The following is a 19,700-nucleotide window of genomic DNA, read 5'->3' as shown; positions in this document are numbered from 1 at the left end:
TCAAGATCTGGCAATCCGGTTATGGCTCTACACGAAACACCCGTCGACAAAGTCCCCCACCAGCTGCTCTACCTGGTCTACGGCAACCAGGACGTCTACCGCCATGAGGCCAAGTTCAGCATCCTGACGGCGCTGGCCCACGGCAATCCAGCGACCCTGCCGCGCATCCGCGTCCTGACCGACCGCCCCGAGGACTTCCAGGGCTGGCCGGTGGAGACCGTGGCCCTGGGCGCCGAGCTTTTGGACCAATGGCAGGGCGTCCACGGCTACATTCACCGCCGCAAGGCCTGCGCCATCGCGGCGGGCCTGGAATTGGCGCAAAAGACCCTGTTCGTCGACACCGATACGCTGTTCCTCGATGACCCCGACCTGTTGTTCCGGCAGATCCAGCCGGGGCAGTACCTGATGGACAGCTTCGAATACGACTGGGACACCGTGTGCGACCGCGACGATTACCGCCGGCTGGGTACTCGCCTGGCCGCCCACGGCGTGCGCCAGGGCAACGGCTTCAAGCTCTACAACAGCGGCTTGTGCGGCGTGACGGACAACGATACCGGGTTGCTGGCCCAGGCCATCGAACAGATCGATGAATGGACCGAAGGCGGCTTCGACATCCACACCGTCGAGCAGATCGCCCTTTCGTTCGGCCTGCGGCACGCGACCGTGCGCGAAACCAAGCGGCATGTGTATCACTACTTCGCCGAGAAACGTTTCTTCCACACCATGCAGGCGCACTTCTTCGCCCAGCATGGGGAAGCCTTCGGGCCGGAGTTGGTGCAGCGCTGCCACGACGTACCGCGCAGCAAGCCGTTCCCGACCGCCTGGCGACGCCTGGGGATCAAGTGGAAATTGCGCAACCAGCGCGGCGCGGCGCGCAAGATCGGCCGCGACCTGCTGTATGGCAGCGCGGCGCCGAGCCATCCGTACTACGACCTCTGCCGGCATCACTGGTGGGATTCGGCCGCGCGGGAAATCCTGCGCCTGGACCCGCAGCGCCAAGAGCGGCTGTTCGGCCAACTGGAACGCTGGCCGCAGCACCTGCCGGAGCCGTCCAGGCCTCAGGACAAGGCCCTGATCCTGGCCCACCTGCGCAAGCGAATCGCCGCCTCGGCTTGATGGAGGCGCAAAACCGACGAGGCGTTCACGTCGGGATTGTGCCTGCAATGCACGCGGTCGATGGGGTAAACTCCCGCCCATTGCTGTCTGGAGTTACTTATGCGCGCAGAGTTGAACCAGGGCCTGATCGACTTCCTCAAGGCCTCCCCCACCCCTTTCCATGCCACCGCCAGCCTGGCCCAACGCCTGGAGGCGGCGGGCTACCAGCGCCTGGATGAACGCGACACCTGGGCCACCGAGGCCAACGGTCGCTATTACGTCACGCGCAACGACTCCTCGATCATCGCCTTCAAGCTGGGTCGCCACGCCCCATTGCACGATGGCATTCGCCTGGTCGGCGCCCATACCGACAGCCCGTGCCTGCGGGTCAAGCCCCAGCCGGAACTGCAACGCCACGGGTTCTGGCAACTGGGCGTGGAAGTCTACGGCGGCGCGTTGCTGGCGCCGTGGTTCGACCGCGACCTGTCCCTGGCCGGGCGCGTCACCTTCCGCCGCGACGGCAAGGTCGAGAGCCAGTTGATCGACTTCAAGGCGCCGATCGCGACGATCCCGAACCTGGCCATCCACCTCAACCGCGAAGCCAACCAGGGCTGGGCCATCAACCCGCAGAACGAGCTGCCGCCGATCCTCGCCCAGTTCGCCGGTGACGAGCGCGTCGACTTCCGCGCCGTGCTCACCGATCAACTGGCCCGCGAACACGGCTTGAACGCCGACGTTGTGCTCGATTACGAGCTGAGCTTCTACGACACCCAGAGCGCCGCGGTCATCGGTCTGCACGGTGATTTCATCGCCGGCGCCCGCCTGGACAACCTGCTGTCGTGCTACGCCGGGCTGCAAGCCCTGCTCAATGCCGACACCGAGGAAACCTGCGTGCTGGTGTGCAACGACCACGAGGAAGTCGGCTCCTGCTCGGCGTGCGGCGCCGATGGGCCGATGCTCGAACAGACCCTGCGGCGCCTGCTGCCGGAAGGTGAAGCGTTCGTCCGCACCATCCAGAAATCCCTGCTGGTTTCGGCCGACAATGCCCATGGCGTGCACCCCAACTATGCCGACAAGCACGACGCCAACCATGGCCCCAAGCTCAACGCCGGGCCGGTGATCAAGGTCAACAGCAACCAGCGCTACGCCACCAACAGCGAAACCGCCGGCTTCTTCCGCCACCTGTGCATGGCCGAGGAAGTGCCGGTGCAAAGCTTCGTGGTGCGCAGCGACATGGGTTGCGGCTCGACCATCGGCCCGATCACCGCCAGCCAGTTGGGCGTGCGCACCGTGGACATCGGCCTGCCAACCTTCGCCATGCACTCGATCCGCGAGCTGTGCGGCAGCCATGACCTGGCGCACCTGGTGAAAGTGTTGAGTGCGTTCTATGCGAGTCGCGAGTTGCCGTAACTGCACCAAAGACCTGATGAACCCTGTGGGAGCAAGGCTTGCCCGCGATGAAGGTGATGCGATTTTCCAGAAATCGAGTCGCCTGTGTCGCGAGCAAGCTTTGCTCCCACACAGCGCTCGCCTCGGATTGAGGGCTGTGCTGACACACATCAGCCCACCCCAGCCAAACCCCAACTAGACTGACCTTATCGCCCCCCCCGACAAGGCTGTCGTCATGATCTCGCTGTCCACTTTCAACGCCATGCTGGTGCCGATCCTTGCCGGAATGCTCCTGCTGGCCATCGGTTTCAACTTCCGTGACAAGAACGTCGGGGTCTTCGCCATGTGGATCGGCATGCTGCTGATCCTCGCCACCGTGGTATTCAAGATCCTGACCAAGCTCAACGAGTCGCTCTGAGCCCTCGTTCAGGCCTGCGCCGGTTGTTCCGGCACGTCCACGCCGACATGGATCGCATCGTGGCGCCAGAACTCCAGGTCGCAGTCGATCAGCCGCTGGTGCTGGTCATAGTTGACCCGGGCGATGCGCAACCCGGGGCTGCCCACCGACACCTTCAAGGCGGCCGCCGCTTCCGGTTGCAGGGACGTGGGCACGATTTCGAACTTCACCCGGCCGTAATGCAGGTCGTAATGACGGGCGTACAGCTCGGTCATGGACTGGTTGAGGTCAAACGCCAGGATGTCCGGGAAGTACAGCGGGTTCAGGTAGTGTTCGACGTACAGCACCAGGCGCTCGTCGATCCGCCGCGCGCGGCAGATCTGGATCACGCTGGACAGCGCCGGCAATTGCAACCAGGCGCACACCGCCGCCGACGCCGGTTGCAGGCGCGCCGAGATGACCTGGGTGGAAGGCACCCGCCCCTGGGCCGTGACCATCGCGTGGAAATGGCTGCGCTGCATCAGGTTGTAGGCCAGTCGCGGCGGCGAAACGAACCAGCCCCGGCGCTCCTCCCGGTAGATCTGCCCCTGGGCCTCGAGCTGTAGCAAGGCTTCACGCACGGTGATGCGCGTGGTTCCGAACAACTCACTGAGCTTGCGCTCGGCCGGCAGCTTGCTACCGGGCGCCAGCAACCCGTGGTCGAGCTGCTCTTGCAGGACCTGTCCGATGGCTGTCACCGCCTTGGTTGCATCGATGCGCATCAACGTTACCTATCTGGACTAGACCAGCACTGTTTCGGGGCGGGATCGCACACTTGGCGAGCCCGCTGCTTGTTCCAGCAAGCCTAGGCACTGCACATGACTGGCAGATGACAAAGCCGCCGAACGGTAGGTCTGGCACCGTGCAAATAAACGGCCAAGTCCTTTCAGATCAGCTGTTTAACCATGGTCTACGCTTAATCGGTGGCCAACCCGCACGCACCTGCCATTTGCCGAGCCCTTCGGCGCCGACATCAAAATGTCACAGGGCGCGCCTACATTGGCTCAGGTATTGCTGACCTAGACCAACACAACCGCAATCGCAGCGTTGAAAACGCCCATAGGAGCTTCGGATGAAACAGCTTTTCCTGGCATCACTGTTAGGCTCGACCATTGCCATGTGCACCGCCGCCATGGCCGCTGATACCGATCTGAAAACATTGGAAGCCGCTGCGAAAGCGGAAGGCGCCGTCAACAGCGTCGGCATGCCCGATGACTGGGCGAACTGGAAAGGCACCTGGGAAGACCTGGCGAAGAACTACGGCCTCAAGCACGTCGACACCGACATGAGTTCGGCCCAGGAAATTGCCAAGTTCGCCGCCGAGAAGGACAACGCCAGCGCCGACATCGGCGACGTGGGCGCCGCGTTCGGCCCGATCGCGGTCAAGCAGGGCGTGGTCCAGCCCTACAAGCCGAGCACCTGGGAACAGGTCCCGGACTGGGCCAAGGACAAGGATGGCAACTGGGCACTGGCCTACACCGGCACCATCGCGTTCATCGTCAACAAGAAACTGCTGCACGGCTCCGATGTGCCGACCAAGTGGGCTGACCTCAAGGGCGGCAAATACAAAGTCTCCATCGGTGACGTGAGCACCGCGGCCCAGGCCGCCAACGGCGTGCTGGCGGCGGCCCTGGCCAACGGCGGCGACGAAAAGAACCTGCAACCGGCGTTGTTGATGTTTGCCGAGATCGCCAAGCAAGGTCGCCTGTCCATGGCCAACCCGACCATCGCCACGATGGAAAAGGGTGAAGTCGAAGTCGGCGTGGTCTGGGACTTCAACGGCCTGAGCTACAAGGCCAAGATGGCCGACCCGGATGACTACGTCGTGCTGATCCCGTCCGACGGCTCGGTCATCTCCGGCTACACCACCATCATCAACAAATACGCCAAGCACCCGAACGCCGCCAAGCTGACCCGCGAATACATCTTCAGCGACGCCGGCCAGATCAACCTGGCCAAGGGCAACGCCCGGCCGATCCGCGCCGAGCACCTGACACTGCCGGAAGAGGTCAAGGCCAAGCTGCTGCCCAACGAGCAGTACAAGCACGTGACGCCGATCAAGGACGCCGATGCGTGGGAGAAGACGTCCAAGGCCCTGCCGCAGAAATGGCAGGAAGAAGTGATCATCAATATGCAGTGAGGCGGTAGCGCTCGCTCGGGTCCAATGAAGAACCCTTTGTGGGAGCGAGCTTGCTCGCGATTGCGGCGTATCAGTCAACATTGTTATCGACTGGCACGCCCTCATCGCGAGCAAGCTCGCTCCCACACGGGGGCTGCGCTGGATCCGGGTTTACTGGTTTCTATCCGGAGTCCTGGCACCCATGAAGCACAACGTCATCCTGGTGCTGCTCGACGGCCTCAATTATGAAGTCGCCCGGCATGCGATGGGGCATTTGCAGGCTTATGTCGGCGCAGGACGCGCGGCGCTGTACAAACTGGAATGTGAACTGCCGGCCCTGTCCCGCCCACTCTACGAATGCATCCTCACCGGCGTCGCGCCCATCGACAGCGGGATCGTGCACAACAACGTCTCGCGCCTGTCGAACCAGCGCAGCATTTTCCACTACGCCACCGAGGCGGGCCTGAGCACGGCGGCCGCGGCCTACCATTGGGTCAGCGAGCTCTACAATGCCTCGCCGTTCGCGGCCGGTCGGGATCGGCATACCGAAAACCCCGGGCTGCCGATCCAGTACGGGCATTTCTACTGGAACGACCACTACCCCGACTCGCACCTGTTCGCCGACGCCGAACACCTGCGCCAGCGCCACCAGCCGAATTTCCTGCTGGTGCACCCGATGAACATCGACGACGCCGGCCACCAGCACGGCCTCGACACTGCGCAATACCGCAACAGCGCCCGCTCGGCCGACATCAACCTGGCGGTTTACCTGCAAGCCTGGCTCGACGCCGGCTACCAGGTGCTGGTGACCGCCGACCACGGCATGAACAACGACCGCTCCCACAATGGCCTGCTCGCCGAGGAACGGGAAGTGCCGCTGTTCGTCCTCGGTGACGGCTTCAGCCTCGACCCCGCCGCCGCGCCCCGGCAGATCGAACTGTGCGGCATCGTCTGCCAGTTGCTCGGCGTCGACCACGACAAACCCTATTGCCAGGAATTACTCAAGTGAACGCCATGACGCGCGGCAAATGGCTGGCAGCGTTGTGCCTGGTGCCCTTCGCGATTTTCTTCATCGTGTTCCAGATCGCCCCGCTGCTCTGGGTGCTGGTCAACAGCCTGGAATCGGAAGAGTTCGGCTGGGGCCTGGCCAACTTCAGCAAGATCTTCAGTTCCAAGTTCTACCTGCAGGCGATCCAGCACAGCCTGGAGATCAGTTTCTGGTCCAGCGTGTTCGGCATCGTCATCGCCGTGCTCGGCAGCTACTCCCTGCGCCGGGTCGATTCGCGGCTGCGCAACTTCGTCAACGCCTTCGCCAACATGACCAGCAACTTCGCCGGCGTGCCCCTGGCCTTCGCCTTCATCATCCTGCTCGGCTTCAACGGCAGCATCACCCTCATGCTCAAGCAGTCGGGGATCATCGAGGATTTCAACCTGTACTCGAAAACCGGGCTGATCATCCTCTACACCTACTTCCAGATCCCCCTGGGGGTGCTGCTGCTCTATCCGGCCTTCGATGCATTGCGCGAAGACTGGCGCGAATCCGCCGAACTGCTGGGTGCCAGCGGCTGGCAATTCTGGCGGCACATCGGCTTGCCGGTGCTGACCCCGGCGTTGCTGGGCACGTTCGTGATCCTGCTGGCCAACGCCCTGGGGGCCTACGCCACGGTCTATGCGCTGACCACCGGCAACTTCAACGTCCTGCCGATCCGCATCGCCGCCATGGTCTCCGGCGACATCTCCCTCGACCCGAACCTGGCCAGCGCCCTGGCCGTGGTGCTGGTGGCGCTGATGACCCTGGTGACCATCGTCCATCAGTTGCTGCTCAAGAGGAGCTACCATGTCTCGCGCTGAATCGAGCCCGGTCGGGCTTTATCATCGGGCGGTGGTGTACCTGCTGTTCGCCGTCCTGCTGCTGCCCCTGGCCGGCACGCTGGTGTACTCCATCGCCAGCAGCTGGTCGGCCACGGTGCTGCCCAGCGGTTTCACCTTCAAATGGTACGTGCAGCTGTGGAGCGACCCGCGCTTTCTCCATGCCTTCGGCCAATCGCTGCTGGTCTGCGTGGGGGCGCTGGTGCTCTCGGTGGTGTTGATCCTGCCGCTGCTGTTCGTGGTGCATTACCACTTCCCGAAACTCGACGCACTGATGAACATCCTCATCCTGCTGCCCTTCGCGGTGCCGCCGGTGGTGTCCTCGGTGGGGCTGTTGCAGCTCTACGGCTCGGGGCCGCTGGCGATGGTGGGCACGCCGTGGATTCTGATCGGTTGCTACTTCACCGTCGCCCTGCCGTTCATGTACCGGGCGATCACCAACAACCTGCAAGCGATCAACCTGCGCGACCTGATGGACGCCGCCCAACTGCTCGGCGCCAGCACGTTCCAGGCCGCCCTGCTGGTGGTGCTGCCGAACCTGCGCAAGGGCTTGATGGTGGCGTTGTTGCTGTCGTTCTCGTTCCTGTTCGGTGAGTTCGTGTTCGCCAACATCCTCGTCGGCACCCGCTACGAAACCTTGCAGGTGTACCTCAACAACATGCGCAACAGCAGCGGTCACTTCACCAGCGCGCTGGTGATTTCCTACTTCTTCTTCGTACTGGTCCTGACCTGGGCGGCCAACATCTTGAACAAGGACAAAAGCCAATGAGCGACGTCAGCGTCCAACACCTGCAGAAAAGCTACGCCGGCACGCCGGTGTTCAGCGACATCAATTGCCAGATCGGCAAGGGTGAATTCGTCACCCTGCTCGGCCCCTCCGGCTGCGGCAAGTCCACGCTGCTGCGCTGCATCGCCGGCCTGACGCCGGTGGACAGCGGCCAGATCCTGCTGGACGGCCAGGACATCGTCCCGCTCAGCCCGCAAAAGCGCGGGATCGGCATGGTGTTCCAGAGCTACGCGCTGTTCCCCAACATGACCGTCGAGCAGAACGTCGCCTTCGGCCTGCGCATGCAAAAGGTCGGGGCCGAGGACAGCCGCCAGCGAGTGCTGGAGATCCTGCGCCTGGTGGAACTGCATGATTTCGCCGCACGCTATCCCCATCAACTGTCCGGTGGCCAATGCCAGCGCGTGGCCCTGGCCCGTTCCCTGGTGACCCGCCCGCGCCTGTTGCTGCTGGACGAACCGCTGTCGGCCCTGGATGCGCGGATTCGCAAGCACTTGCGCGAACAGATCCGTCAGATCCAGCGCGAACTCGGCCTGACCACGATCTTCGTCACACACGACCAGGAAGAAGCCCTGACCATGTCTGACCGGATCTTCCTGATGAACCAGGGAAAGATCGTACAAAGCGGCGATGCCGAAACCCTTTACACTGCGCCAGTCGATGTCTTTGCCGCCGGTTTCATCGGCAACTACAACCTGCTGGATGCCGACAGCGCCAGCAAACTGCTCCAGCGTCCTGTGAACGGCCGCATCGCCATTCGCCCGGAAGCCATCGAGCTGAGCCGCAGCGGCGAACCGAATGCGCTGATCCGCAGCCACAGCCTGCTGGGCAATGTGATTCGCTACCGGGTCGAAGCCCGTGGTGTGGAGCTGGTGGTGGACGTGCTCAATCGCTCCGCCGCCGACCTGCATCCCGACGGCGCGCGCCTGGCTCTTTCCATCGATCCGTCGGCCCTGTGTGAGGTAGCCTGATGGCCTTGTTGATTCTGAAAAGGGAAACCCGCTGATGGCCCTGGCAATTTTTGATCTGGACGAAACCCTGATCCACGGCGACTGCGCCACCCTCTGGAGCGAACAGATGGGCCGCCTGGGCTGGGTCGATCCCGAGTCCTTCATGCGGCGCAACGACGAGCTGATGGACGCCTACAGCCACGGCAAGCTGCGCATGGAAACGTACATGGACTTCAGCCTGGAACCGATGATCGGTCGCACGCCGGAGGAAATCGAACACCTGGTGGCGCCGTGGGTGGAAGACTTCATCGAACCGATCATCTTCAGCGACGCCACCCGCACCATCGCCGAGCACCGCAAGGCCGGCGACCGGATCCTGGTGATCTCGGCCTCGGGCACGCACCTGGTCAAGCCGATTGCCGAACGCCTGGGCATCGACGAGATCCTGGCGATCGAGCTGGAAGTGGCCCATGGGGTCTACACCGGCAAGACCGCCGGTACCCTGACCTACCGCGAAGGCAAGATCACCCGGCTGCTGGACTGGCTGGATGCCGAGGAGGAAAATCTCGAAGGCGCCAGTTTCTACTCCGACTCACGCAACGACCTGCCGCTGTTGCTCAAGGTCGACTATCCCCATGTGGTCAATCCGGACCCGGTGTTGAGGGCACACGCCGAATCAGCTGGTTGGCCAATCCATACCTGGAAATGAGCACCGGTCATTTCCAGGAAGAACATCCTGGCTCCTGTGAATAAATGACTGTGGGAGCGAGCTTGCTCGCGATAGCGGTGTGACAGTCAATGAAGTTGTTGAATGTGCATCCGCTATCGCGAGCAAGCTCGCTCCCATAACCACGATCAGCTCAGGCTCTCGTCGATCAACAACACCACCTTCCCCGACACCTGGTTGCTCGCCAGTTCCGCGAATGCCGCCTCGGCATCCTTGATCGCGAAGGTCTTGGCCAACTGAGGGCTCAGGCGTTTGTCAGCGAACAGCGGCCAGACCTGCTGGCCCAATTCGCTGATCAGGTCGGCCTTGAATTGATCGTTGCGGCTGCGCAACGTCGAGCCCAGCAACTGGATGCGCTTGCCCAGCACCTGGGACAGGTCGAACTCGGCCGTGCGACCGCCCATGAGGCCGATCATGACCCAGCGGCCGTCAACTGACAAAAGTTTCACGTTGAGCGAGGCATAGCTCGCCCCCACCGGATCGAGGATCACGTCGAAGGGACCGAGGTCGTTCAAACTGTCCAGGCCATCGGTGCGTACCACGCCGCCCTGGGCCCCCAGCGCTTCGCAATAGGCCAGGCGCTCGGCCGAACCGACGCTGACCCAGCACGGGTTGCCGAACGCCTTGCACAGCTGGATCGCGGCCGAGCCGACACCGCTGGCGCCCGCGTGCAGCAGCACCTTTTCACCCGGCTTGAGCGCCGCCAGTTGAAACAGGTTCAGCCACGCCGTGCTGTAGACCTCAGGCAGCGCGGCGGCTTCAGCCAATGACAAGCCTTCCGGCACCGGCAACACATGGCGACCATCGACCACCACTTCCTCGGCCATGCCGCCGCCGGCCAGCAGCGCGCACACCCGGTCGCCCACCTGCCAGGACGACCCCGGGCCGACCTCGCTGATCACCCCGGAACACTCCAGCCCCAACACCTGGCTGGCACCGGGCGGCGGCGGATAATGCCCGGCCTTTTGCAACAAATCGGCTCGATTCAAGCCAGCCGCCGCCACACGAATGCGGACTTGTCCTACATCGCACACGGGACTTGGCTCATCTGCCCATACCACTTGGCCTTCAACGCCTTGCAATGCTTTCACGGTGCCTCCATAGTGAGTCTCGACTGGGCCCGCCGCTGTAACGCCGGGCTTTCTTGCATTATGCGCCCGGGCCACATGGAACCGGCGACTTCAAAGACGGCCTAATATGCGTTATCAATTGTCCCTGCGTCGAATCAGCATGAAGCACCTGTTCCCCAGCACCGCCCTCGCGCTCGTCATTGGCCTCGGCCTGTTACCGTTGTCGAACGATACGTTCGCGGCCAACAGCTGGGACAAGCTCCAGCCCGACCGGGACGAAGTGATCGCCAGTCTCAACGTCGTCGAATTGCTCAAGCGTCATCACTACAGCAAGCCGCCGCTCGATGACGCGCGCTCGGTCATCATCTATGACAGCTACCTGAAGCTGCTCGATCCCTCGCGCAGTTATTTCCTGGCCAGCGACATCGCCGAATTCGACAAGTGGAAGACCCAGTTCGACGACTTCCTCAAGAGCGGCGACCTGAACGCCGGGTTCATCATCTACAAGCGCTACCTGGACCGCGTGAAGTCGCGCCTGGACTACGCCCTGGCCGAACTGAACAAAGGCGTCGACAAGATCGACTTCAACGCCAAGGAAACCTTGCTGGTCGATCGCAAGGACGCCCCTTGGCTCAAGAGCACCGCCGAACTCGATGACCTGTGGCGCAAACGCGTCAAGGACGAGGTGCTGCGCATGAAGATCGCCGGCAAGGAGCCCAAGCAGATCCAGGAAACCCTGACCAAGCGCTACAAGAACCAATTGGCGCGCCTGGACCAGACCCGTGCCGAGGACATCTTCCAGGCCTACATCAACACCTTCGCCATGTCCTACGACCCGCACACCAATTACCTGTCGCCGGATAACGCGGAAAACTTCGACATCAACATGAGCCTGTCCCTGGAAGGCATCGGTGCCGTGCTGCAAAGCGACAACGACCAGGTCAAGATCGTGCGCCTGGTCCCGGCCGGCCCCGCGGACAAGACCAAGCAGGTCTCCCCGGCGGACAAGATCATCGGCGTGGCCCAGGGCAACAAGGAAATGGTCGACGTGGTCGGCTGGCGCCTGGACGAAGTGGTCAAGCTGATCCGTGGCCCGAAAGGCTCGGTGGTGCGCCTGGAAGTCATCCCGGCGAGCAATGCGCCGAACGACCAGACCAGCAAGGTCGTGTCCATCACCCGTGAAGCGGTGAAGCTGGAGGAACAGGCGGCGAAGAAATCGATCCTCAACCTCAAGCAGGACGGCAAGGACTACAAGCTCGGCGTCATCGAGATCCCGGCCTTCTACCTCGACTTCAAGGCGTTCCGCGCTGGCGATCCGAACTACAAGAGCACCACCCGCGACGTCAAGAAGCTGCTGACCGAGTTGCAAAAGGACAAGGTCGACGGCGTGGTCATCGACCTGCGCAACAACGGCGGCGGCTCTTTGCAGGAAGCCACCGAGTTGACCAGCCTGTTCATCGACAAGGGCCCGACCGTGCTGGTGCGTAACGCCGACGGCCGGGTGGATGTGCTGGAAGACGAGAACCCGGGCGCGTTCTACAAGGGCCCGATGGCACTGCTGGTCAATCGCCTGTCCGCCTCGGCCTCGGAGATCTTCGCCGGCGCCATGCAGGACTACCACCGCGCATTGATCATCGGCGGCCAGACCTTCGGCAAGGGCACCGTGCAGACCATCCAGCCGCTCAACCATGGCGAGCTGAAGCTGACCCTGGCGAAGTTCTACCGGGTTTCCGGCCAGAGCACCCAGCACCAGGGCGTACTGCCTGACATCGATTACCCGTCGATCATCGACACCAAGGAAATCGGTGAAAGCGCCCTGCCCGAAGCGATGCCGTGGGACACCATCAAGCCGGCGATCAAACCGGAAGTCGACCCCTTCAAGCCGTTCCTCGCCCAACTCAAGGCCGAGCATGACAGCCGCACGGCCCAGGACGCGGAATTCGTGTTCATCCGTGACAAGCTGGCCCTGGCGCAGAAATTGATGCTGGAGAAGACCGTTTCCCTCAACGAAGCCGACCGTCGCGCCCAACACGCCGACATCGAAGCCAAGCAACTGGCCATGGAAAACCTGCGTCGCAAGGCCAAGGGCGAAGAGCCGCTCAAGGAGCTGAAGAAGGAAGACGAGGACCTGATCACCGAGCCGGAAAAAACCAAGCCGGAAGACGATGCCTACCTGAGCGAGACCGGGCGGATCCTGCTGGACTACCTGAAACTCAACACGGCGGTCGCCAAGCACTGAAGATGATGGCCATTTAATGGTGATGCTCGTCGAGCTGTCATCAAACTGACATCAGTCTGTCGTGAAATACAGGACTGGGCGCCCCGGCAGGGGTTGCCCGGTCCTTTTTTTATCGCCAGAGATCGCCATGACCACGACAGAACAGCTGAGTGCCTTGAGTTCAATCCTGGCTCAAAGCGGTTTGCACAGCCTGTTCCAACCCATCATCTGCCTCTCTGAACGACGCATCGTCGGCTATGAAGCCTTGACGCGCGGCCCGTCCAACAGCCCGCTGCACTCCCCCATCGCCCTGCTCTCCGTCGCCCGCCAGGCCGGACGCCTCAGCGAGCTGGAACTGGCCTGCCGTCGCAGCGCCTGCCAGCGCTTCAACGAGCAAAAGCTGCCGGGCAAACTGTTTCTCAACGTCTCCCCCGAATCCCTGCTGGAATCGGCCCACGAGACCGGCCGCACGTTGCAATTGCTGCAAAACTTCGGCATCCCGCCCAGCCAGGTGGTGATCGAGCTGACCGAACAAACCCCCATCGACGATTTCCAGTTGCTGCAGACCGCCCTGCATCACTACCGGGCCATGGGGTTTTCCATCGCCCTGGACGACCTTGGCGCCGGTTATTCAAGCCTGCGCCTCTGGTCCGAGTTGCGCCCCGACTACGTGAAGATCGACCGCCATTTCATCGACGGCATCCACCAGGATGCCCTCAAGCGCGAATTCGTCGGCTCGATCCTGAAGATCGCCCGCACTTCACGAGCCCAAGTGATTGCCGAGGGAATCGAACTGCCGGAGGAACTGGCGGTACTGATCGAAATGGGCGTCGACCTGGTCCAGGGCTACCTGCTCGCCCGCCCCCATGAGCAACCGTCCCGCGATGCCCGGGCGTTGATGCCCCGGCAGGACGGCGGCGCAGTGGCCCTGACCGAAGAAGTCAACGACCTCGGCGCGCTGCTCAACGAGCAGCCGGGGATGGCCCACAACACCCCGACGGCCACCGTGCTCGATGCGTTCCGCCGCCAGGCCAACCTCAATTCCCTGGCCGTGCTCGACGACCAGGGCCAGCCGTGCGGCATCGTCCATCGCCACTCGCTCTCGGACGCCCTGCTCAAGCCGTTCGCCACCGACCTATTCGCCCGCAAGCCCATCAGCCGCCTGATGAGCGATGACTTCCTCGCGGTGGAACTGAACCAGTCGCTGCAACAAGTCAGCCGGCTCATCACCAGCCGAGCGCGGCAACGCATCGAAGAAGACTTCATCATCACCCTCAACGGCGCCTACATGGGCCTGGGCCGGGTGATCGACGTGCTCAAGCTGATCACCGAACTGAAGATCCAACAGGCCCGCTACGCCAACCCGCTGACCCTGCTGCCGGGCAACGTCCCCATCCAGCAATGCCTCACTCGCCTGCTCCAGCAGCGCCAGGAATCGGTGATCTGCTACGTGGACATCGACAGCTTCAAGCCCTTCAACGACATCTACGGCTACGGCCGCGGCGACGAAGTCCTGTTGTGCCTGGCCCAATGCCTGAACGAACGCATCGACCCCAGCCGCGACTTTGTCGGCCACATCGGCGGCGACGACTTCCTCCTCGTCCTCGGCCCGGACGACTGGCGCAAACGCCTGGACCAACTGCTCAGCGACTTCCAGACCCACTGCCGTCGCTTCTACCGACCCGAGCATTTGGAAGCGGGGTGTTTTACAGCACTGAATCGACAAGGTGTACGCCAGGAATTTGCGTTGTTGTCGTTGTCGATTGGGGTGGTGCATCTGCGCTCCGAGGACTGCGAAGCAATGGATGCCAGTCAGTTGGCTGAATTGGCTTCACAGGCCAAGCACCATGCCAAGGATATTTCGGGGGGGAGTGTGTATTTGGTGGAGGGTTTGGCTGAGCGGACGCCCATGGTGGCGTTGGGTTTGATGGTGTGAAGCGACTGGGCGTGGCCTCCTGATGATGGGAGCTTGCCCCCACACCACAAAAGCTGTTCGGCAGTGCGTTTCGCTTCAAAAACTAGCGCTCGTTAAAATCAACATCATTCATTGCTAAGAATTTCAAGAATGTGATTCAGCCAAGCCTCAGCGGAATCCCAGTCCAGCCAATAGCAATAATTGCAGGGCATTTCATCCATAAGAATCTGACGAAGTTCTTCTTCAGCAAGCCCCGCCATCAACAATTTAAGAATTTCTTTTCTTACCGCCTCAATATCTCGCGACTCTGACTCTGATACAAAGGACATTATTATCTGATCGGGCTCTGATGACTCACACATCCAGTCTTGATGAAAATAACACCCAAAAAACTGAAAAAGCCCTGAATATTCATTTTTCATATTTTTCAACGTACCCCGTAAGCAGATTGTATCCAACAGGTGATTCCTTGGACTTTTTTAGCACCAACGTCACCACCGGTAGAGGCTCTAATTTCCCACTTTTTCGAATCACCCCAATTCCCACTGGTGAAGGAAAGGTTTGTTGTAAAAGAAGTCTCTTTTCATTTTTTTTATGAAGAAACTCATCAACTTCTTTTGCCTTTTCTCTTAGTACGCTGGAGACCGCTGACTCTGCCGCTGCTCTATCAGGAAATGTCGACGCGGTAGGTACGTGAGGCTCTAAATCAAGGCGTTTTCTCAATTGAGCTTCAGAGCGACCTATATGTTTTTCCATCAAGTGTCCGCCCCGAGCCTCATGCGCAGCTAAGCCTCCCCCAGGCACAATCTCGCTAAAAGGCCCATCAGCCTCGATATCACCAGGACAATGACATGCCAACCCCAACGGATCCACCCACCCTATCGGGTTCAGGGTGTACCGATACCCATTGAGCCCACCCGCCAACTTGCTCGGATCAGGCGTCAGGTAGCGGCCGGTTTCCGGATTGTAGTAGCGGTGCCGGTTGTAGTGCAGGCCGCTTTCCGGGTCGAAGTACTGGCCCTGGAAGCGCAGGGGTTGTTCGAGTTGTTCGCCGCCGCCGAGCTGGAGGGCGATGAGTTGGCCGTAGCCGGTGTAGCGCGCCGACCAGACCACTTCGCCCGCGGGGTTGGTCAGTTCCTGGGGCGTGCCCAGGTGGTCGAGGTGGTAGTGCAACGGACGGGCCTTCAGGCCTTTGCCGTCGAGCATCGCCAGGGGGCGGAAAGTGCCGGGTTCGTAGAGGTAGCTGCGGTGGTGGCGCGGGCTGCTTTCGGCGACGACCTGGTCGCCTTGCCAGAAAAACTCGGTGGTCAGGCCATCCACAGTCTTGCTGATACGTCGGCCAAAGGCGTCGTAGCGGTAGGACGTTTCGCGGCCGTCGGCCGTGATGACGCCGATCAGTCGATGCTGGCTATCGTAGCGATACTCGGCGACGAGGCTGGGCACGCGGCCGCGACGTTCGCGGACCAGGTTGCCGTAGGCGTCGTAGTCGTAGTGGCGGTCACCCTCCCTCAGCAGCCGGTTGCCCTTGAGGGTGGTCGGGCCCGGGCGGTCGTGCAGCAACACATTGCCAGCCGGGTCGTGGGCAAAGCGTTCCGGCGGGTCGGTGTGGGAATACTGGACAGTGACCAGGCGATCCAAGGGGTCGTACTGGTAGTGGCGGCGATTGCGCTGGTTGGAGAGGGCTTCAAGGTTGCCCCTGGCGTTGTAGGCATAGTCGCGCCAGAACAATTGTTGCTGGTCTTGCCACACGGTCTGGGCCTTGAGGCGGCCCTGCTCGTCGTAACGGTATTCGCTGAGCAACAGGCCCTGTTGGCGTTGCACTTCCCGTCCGCCCTGGAAGCGATGCTGGGTGAGCGGCGCACCATTGAGGTCGATGGCGGTCAGCGCGCCGCCCTTGGCGTGGTGGAAGTCGAGCTGGTTGTGGTCCGGCAGGCGCAGGTGGTCGAGGCGCCCGCAGACGTCGTAGCGATAGCGCAGGGTGCCCCAGCCCTGGTGTTCGGCCACCAGCCGGTCCTGGTTGTCGTATTCGAAGGCCAGCGGATGATCGGTGCCGTCATCGACGTCCACCAGCCGGCCACGACCGTCATAGCGATAGCGGATCACCTGGCCGTCGGCCAGGGTCTTGACCAGCAATCGCCCGGCCGCATCACGCTGATAGGCGGTGACCCGCTGCGTGCCGTCCGCACCGTGTTCGGTTTTTTCCAGCAGGTGGCCGTTGAGGTCGTAGACGTAGGCCGTGCGCAGGCCGTCGAAACCGATTTGCTGTCGGATCAAGCCGTTGGGGGTGTAGTCCAGCTGATATTTTTCGCCGGATTCGTTTTCGATCTCTGTCAGCAACAGCCGTGACGAGTCGTAGCGATACTTCAGCTCGCTACCGTCGGGATTGCGCCGGCGACTGACCAAGTGCAGGTCGTCGGCGTATTCGTAACGGGTGACGCGCCCCAGCTCGTCGCGTTCGGACGTGACCTTGCCGTAGGCGTTATAGGTCCAGGCCCGGTTGGCGCCGTTGGGCAAGGTCATCTGGAGCAGACGGCCGACGGGGTCCCATTGGTAATGCGTGAGGGCGCCGTGTTCGTCCTGGCGAGTCAGCAAACGCCCCAACACATCGTAGGAAAAAGACCGACGACCGCCGTCGGGCAGGGTTTCTTCCGTCAGCTGGCCGAGGGGGTTCCAGGCAAAGTCATGGAAACTGCCGTCAGGGTGGCTGATCTCCACCAGGCAGCCTCGGGCATCGTACTTGTAGAACGTACTGTTACCCTCGGGATCGGTGGACCTGACCACGTCTCCCTGGGCGTTGCGCCGATAGGTCCAGACGGCTTTGTCGCGGCCACTGCCTTGGGTGCGGGAGTGCAGGAAACCGTTGCGGTATTCGTAGGACGTGGGCTCATCGACGGGTGGAATCAGGGCCACCAGCTGACCGACTTCGTCATAGCGGTATTCGGTGACGGCCCCCAGCGGATCCTGCTCGGCCAGCAATCGACCTTTTTCGTCATAGGCCTTGAGGTGCTCGCCACCATCGGGCTCGACCTTTCGCACCAGCCGCGCGCGGTCGTCGTGGACATACACCTCCTCGCTCCCATCGAGGTGCCGGACCGTGACGCTGCCGTCATCGCCCCAGGTGTAGCGGCTGTCCATCTGCGCAAACGAAGCCCAGTGCCGTACGCAGCGGGCCGCTCGGCCGGCGCCCTGCCACTCCCAGTAGAAACTCGCGCCGCCGGCCAGTTGTCGCTGGAGGATGACGTGCTGGTCGTCGTAGTCGTAGCGCTCGCTTTCGCCCGCCGCATTGGTCGCTTCGATCAGTCGGAAACGTCCGTCATAGCGGTAGGACGCCAGCGTCTGTTCAGTGCGCCACGGATCGTCCAGCGAGGTGGTGGACTGAAAGGACTGGTAGTCGACGGCAATCAGGTGTCGCTGCTGGTAGCGCAGGCGCAGCGCCCGCCCGGCGCCGTTGTCCAGGCGGCTGATGTCGCCATAGATGTTGCGCTGGATCGTCAGGCGGTTGTCGTAGCGGTCGCTGAGGGCGACCAGATGGCCGTCGCGAAAATGCAGGAAAGGCGGCCCGTCGCCGGGTTGGGCAATGATCAGCTCGTCGGGCTCGACACCCAAATAGATGGCCGCGCGCGCCAGGCTGTTGTGGATCGCCGGGCGCTGGACAGTGGGCAGGGGAAATGTGGTGCGGCGGTTTTCCTGGTCGATCCAGGTGACCTGCTCGCCCTCCCGCTGCAAGCGGTGCGCCAGGCCATGGCTCCAACCGCGCCCCAGGCCCATGTCCAATTCCACGGCACTGGTGCGGTACAACCGGGTAAAGACGAACGGCAAGCGCCCATCGAGCAGGCCGTCTTCCAGGGTCAGCAGTTCCTCGCCGGTGACCATCGACACCGGGCAGCCGCTGGTCTGGGTCTGGGCCGCGCTGTCGGCGCTGTCGCCGTTGGGGTTCCTCGACGGGGCGGGAACATCATCGTGGGGTTCGGTTTTTTTCAACGTGGTGTTGCGCTGGGCGTCCCATCGCAGTTGCATCCGGCCGTTCTTCACCCCGCCGGCAATGCCTCGGGCGGCAACGCTTTTGTAGCGGTCCACATAGGTGATGAAGCCGTTGACCACGCTGAAGATCGCCCCGATGAAGCGCTGGGCGGCGGCCAGCAGGCGCTCTCCCACGCGAACCAGGCGTAGCGACAGGTAAGCGATTCCGGCGCCCACCCCGGCGAAGGTCAGGACGACACCGATCAACAGGTCAATCACCAGTTGCACCGCCCCCATCGCCACGACCTCGGCGGTTTTGCCGGCGACTTCGCTGGGCGGCAACATGTCCAGCCAGAGGCTGGCGGTACGCACCAGCAGGTACAGCGCCGCTTCGTCACTGGCGAGTAATTGCAGCCTGGCCATGACCTGGGGCGCGGTCTGCGCCAGGGCTTGCAACTGCGCGGCACTGGCGCCCAATCGCCCGGTGAACTGGCCGGGGTCCTTGAGAATGTCGGAGAGCAGGCTGATGCTGTCCCACACCCCTTCAATCGCCGCCCAACTGCCGGCCAGCAGGCCATTGCCCGCCGCCGTCGCCGAAGTGGCCGCCGATTGCTGGGCCCACTGCGGCTTGAAGCCCTGCCACTCGCCGCGCAACCAGTCCGACAGTTCGGTGCCCAGGCCATCGTAGGAAGAAAACAGCGCCTGGAGCTGCTCCGGCGTCACTTCGCCCTGGACGTGCACCCGATAGTGCCTGCCTGCTTCCCCCTTGAAGGTGCCCAGGCCCTGGGCATCCAGGGCCACCGGCGTGACTTCGCCGGTGTCTGTCGCCACCACCTCCACCACGATGTCGCCCAGTGGAATGTCGTACACCGATTCCAGTTTGCTCTCGATGCTCATCACCCCGCCCAGCGGGCACTGGACGACCGTGGAGAGGAAATCATCGTCACCGGTGCTCACCGCCGTGGTGCTGTCGGCGAAGCGGATCACCCGCTCCATGCCCATCAGCGAAGGCAGGTCGGCCGCGTGGCTGGCCCGGTCCGCAGCCTGGCTGTACCAGCGCTCGAGCTGCCCACGGTAGTCGGTCAGGGCGTCCTTGAAGCTGTCGAGCGCTTGCTCGACGCGGCTCACCGGGTCCATCAGGCCACCGCTTGGTCAAGGATCGGCAGGC

The 19,700-nt window shown here is 62.5% G+C and carries 15 protein-coding genes; 11 read left to right on the top strand and 4 right to left on the bottom strand.

The window, feature by feature from the left end:
• Window positions 1-21: 21 nt before the first annotated feature.
• From Q6A48_RS11955 to Q6A48_RS11945, 3 genes are all read left to right on the top strand, one after another.
• Complete coding sequence (locus Q6A48_RS11955) at window positions 22-1,116, top strand: hypothetical protein (protein ID WP_304554318.1); 1,095 nt, start codon at window positions 22-24, stop codon at window positions 1,114-1,116.
• Window positions 1,117-1,215: 99 nt separating this feature from the next.
• Window positions 1,216-2,505, top strand: coding sequence for a M18 family aminopeptidase (locus tag Q6A48_RS11950; RefSeq protein ID WP_304554317.1), 1,290 nt, complete (start codon window positions 1,216-1,218; stop codon window positions 2,503-2,505).
• 214 nt (window positions 2,506-2,719) lie between these two features.
• On the top strand, window positions 2,720-2,902 hold the full coding sequence (locus tag Q6A48_RS11945) for a hypothetical protein (RefSeq protein WP_304554316.1): 183 nt from the start codon (window positions 2,720-2,722) through the stop codon (window positions 2,900-2,902).
• 8 nt (window positions 2,903-2,910) lie between these two features.
• Here Q6A48_RS11945 and Q6A48_RS11940 read toward each other — a convergent pair whose 3' ends face one another.
• Window positions 2,911-3,642, bottom strand: a complete 732-nt coding sequence (locus tag Q6A48_RS11940) for a UTRA domain-containing protein (protein ID WP_304554315.1) — start codon at window positions 3,640-3,642, stop codon at window positions 2,911-2,913.
• A 350-nt stretch (window positions 3,643-3,992) separates the two neighbouring features.
• Here Q6A48_RS11940 and Q6A48_RS11935 point away from each other — a divergent pair, with 350 nt between their 5' ends.
• The 6 genes from Q6A48_RS11935 to Q6A48_RS11910 all read left to right on the top strand — a co-directional run bounded on the left by Q6A48_RS11935 (window position 3,993) and on the right by Q6A48_RS11910 (window position 9,351).
• Window positions 3,993-5,060, top strand: coding sequence for an ABC transporter substrate-binding protein (locus Q6A48_RS11935; protein WP_304554314.1), 1,068 nt, complete (start codon window positions 3,993-3,995; stop codon window positions 5,058-5,060).
• A gap of 181 nt (window positions 5,061-5,241) precedes the next feature.
• Window positions 5,242-6,048, top strand: a complete 807-nt coding sequence (locus Q6A48_RS11930) for an alkaline phosphatase family protein (protein WP_304554313.1) — start codon at window positions 5,242-5,244, stop codon at window positions 6,046-6,048.
• Window positions 6,049-6,053: 5 nt separating this feature from the next.
• On the top strand, window positions 6,054-6,890 hold the full coding sequence (locus Q6A48_RS11925) for an ABC transporter permease (RefSeq protein ID WP_304554373.1): 837 nt from the start codon (window positions 6,054-6,056) through the stop codon (window positions 6,888-6,890).
• Window positions 6,877-7,677, top strand: coding sequence for an ABC transporter permease (locus tag Q6A48_RS11920; RefSeq protein WP_304554312.1), 801 nt, complete (start codon window positions 6,877-6,879; stop codon window positions 7,675-7,677). The genes Q6A48_RS11925 and Q6A48_RS11920 overlap by 14 nt, the downstream gene beginning before the upstream one ends.
• Window positions 7,674-8,663, top strand: a complete 990-nt coding sequence (locus Q6A48_RS11915) for an ABC transporter ATP-binding protein (protein ID WP_304554311.1) — start codon at window positions 7,674-7,676, stop codon at window positions 8,661-8,663. Before Q6A48_RS11920 ends, Q6A48_RS11915 begins: the two co-directional genes overlap by 4 nt.
• Before the next feature lie 34 nt (window positions 8,664-8,697).
• The gene (locus Q6A48_RS11910) at window positions 8,698-9,351 is read left to right on the top strand and encodes an HAD family hydrolase (protein ID WP_304554310.1); all 654 of its coding nucleotides are present in this window, start codon (window positions 8,698-8,700) and stop codon (window positions 9,349-9,351) included.
• A 146-nt stretch (window positions 9,352-9,497) separates the two neighbouring features.
• Here Q6A48_RS11910 and Q6A48_RS11905 read toward each other — a convergent pair whose 3' ends face one another.
• A complete protein-coding gene (locus Q6A48_RS11905) occupies window positions 9,498-10,460 on the bottom strand; it encodes a zinc-binding dehydrogenase (protein ID WP_304554309.1) in 963 nt (320 codons plus the stop codon).
• Window positions 10,461-10,599: 139 nt separating this feature from the next.
• Here Q6A48_RS11905 and Q6A48_RS11900 point away from each other — a divergent pair, with 139 nt between their 5' ends.
• Together Q6A48_RS11900 and Q6A48_RS11895 are read left to right on the top strand one after the other, a co-directional pair.
• Window positions 10,600-12,678: a carboxy terminal-processing peptidase gene (locus Q6A48_RS11900; protein WP_304554372.1), complete on the top strand. Its 2,079-nt coding sequence runs from the start codon at window positions 10,600-10,602 to the stop codon at window positions 12,676-12,678.
• Window positions 12,679-12,805: 127 nt separating this feature from the next.
• A complete protein-coding gene (locus tag Q6A48_RS11895) occupies window positions 12,806-14,593 on the top strand; it encodes a bifunctional diguanylate cyclase/phosphodiesterase (RefSeq protein ID WP_304554308.1) in 1,788 nt (595 codons plus the stop codon).
• A gap of 104 nt (window positions 14,594-14,697) precedes the next feature.
• On the opposite strand, the gene Q6A48_RS11890 is transcribed toward Q6A48_RS11895, so the two are convergent.
• Window positions 14,698-14,994, bottom strand: a complete 297-nt coding sequence (locus Q6A48_RS11890; RefSeq protein WP_304554307.1) for a contact-dependent growth inhibition system immunity protein — start codon at window positions 14,992-14,994, stop codon at window positions 14,698-14,700.
• On the bottom strand, window positions 14,984-19,669 hold the full coding sequence (locus Q6A48_RS11885; protein WP_304554306.1) for an RHS repeat-associated core domain-containing protein: 4,686 nt from the start codon (window positions 19,667-19,669) through the stop codon (window positions 14,984-14,986). Before Q6A48_RS11885 ends, Q6A48_RS11890 begins: the two co-directional genes overlap by 11 nt.
• Between the last annotated feature and the right edge of the window lie 31 nt (window positions 19,670-19,700).

Source organism: Pseudomonas citrullilanati (assembly GCF_030580855.1).
GTDB classification, from domain to species: domain Bacteria; phylum Pseudomonadota; class Gammaproteobacteria; order Pseudomonadales; family Pseudomonadaceae; genus Aquipseudomonas; species Aquipseudomonas citrulli.
Note: the sequence above shows the minus strand (reverse complement) of the source record. Positions and strands in the feature narration are given on the sequence as shown.

Coding starts and splice junctions, on each gene's coding strand:
- Q6A48_RS11955 (WP_304554318.1), top strand. CDS start 22: ATGGCTCTACACGAAACACCCGTCGACAAAGTCCCCCACCAGCTGCTC.
- Q6A48_RS11950 (WP_304554317.1), top strand. CDS start 1,216: ATGCGCGCAGAGTTGAACCAGGGCCTGATCGACTTCCTCAAGGCCTCC.
- Q6A48_RS11945 (WP_304554316.1), top strand. CDS start 2,720: ATGATCTCGCTGTCCACTTTCAACGCCATGCTGGTGCCGATCCTTGCC.
- Q6A48_RS11940 (WP_304554315.1), bottom strand. CDS start 3,642: ATGCGCATCGATGCAACCAAGGCGGTGACAGCCATCGGACAGGTCCTG.
- Q6A48_RS11935 (WP_304554314.1), top strand. CDS start 3,993: ATGAAACAGCTTTTCCTGGCATCACTGTTAGGCTCGACCATTGCCATG.
- Q6A48_RS11930 (WP_304554313.1), top strand. CDS start 5,242: ATGAAGCACAACGTCATCCTGGTGCTGCTCGACGGCCTCAATTATGAA.
- Q6A48_RS11925 (WP_304554373.1), top strand. CDS start 6,054: ATGACGCGCGGCAAATGGCTGGCAGCGTTGTGCCTGGTGCCCTTCGCG.
- Q6A48_RS11920 (WP_304554312.1), top strand. CDS start 6,877: ATGTCTCGCGCTGAATCGAGCCCGGTCGGGCTTTATCATCGGGCGGTG.
- Q6A48_RS11915 (WP_304554311.1), top strand. CDS start 7,674: ATGAGCGACGTCAGCGTCCAACACCTGCAGAAAAGCTACGCCGGCACG.
- Q6A48_RS11910 (WP_304554310.1), top strand. CDS start 8,698: ATGGCCCTGGCAATTTTTGATCTGGACGAAACCCTGATCCACGGCGAC.
- Q6A48_RS11900 (WP_304554372.1), top strand. CDS start 10,600: ATGAAGCACCTGTTCCCCAGCACCGCCCTCGCGCTCGTCATTGGCCTC.
- Q6A48_RS11895 (WP_304554308.1), top strand. CDS start 12,806: ATGACCACGACAGAACAGCTGAGTGCCTTGAGTTCAATCCTGGCTCAA.
- Q6A48_RS11890 (WP_304554307.1), bottom strand. CDS start 14,994: ATGAAAAATGAATATTCAGGGCTTTTTCAGTTTTTTGGGTGTTATTTT.
- Q6A48_RS11885 (WP_304554306.1), bottom strand. CDS start 19,669: ATGGACCCGGTGAGCCGCGTCGAGCAAGCGCTCGACAGCTTCAAGGAC.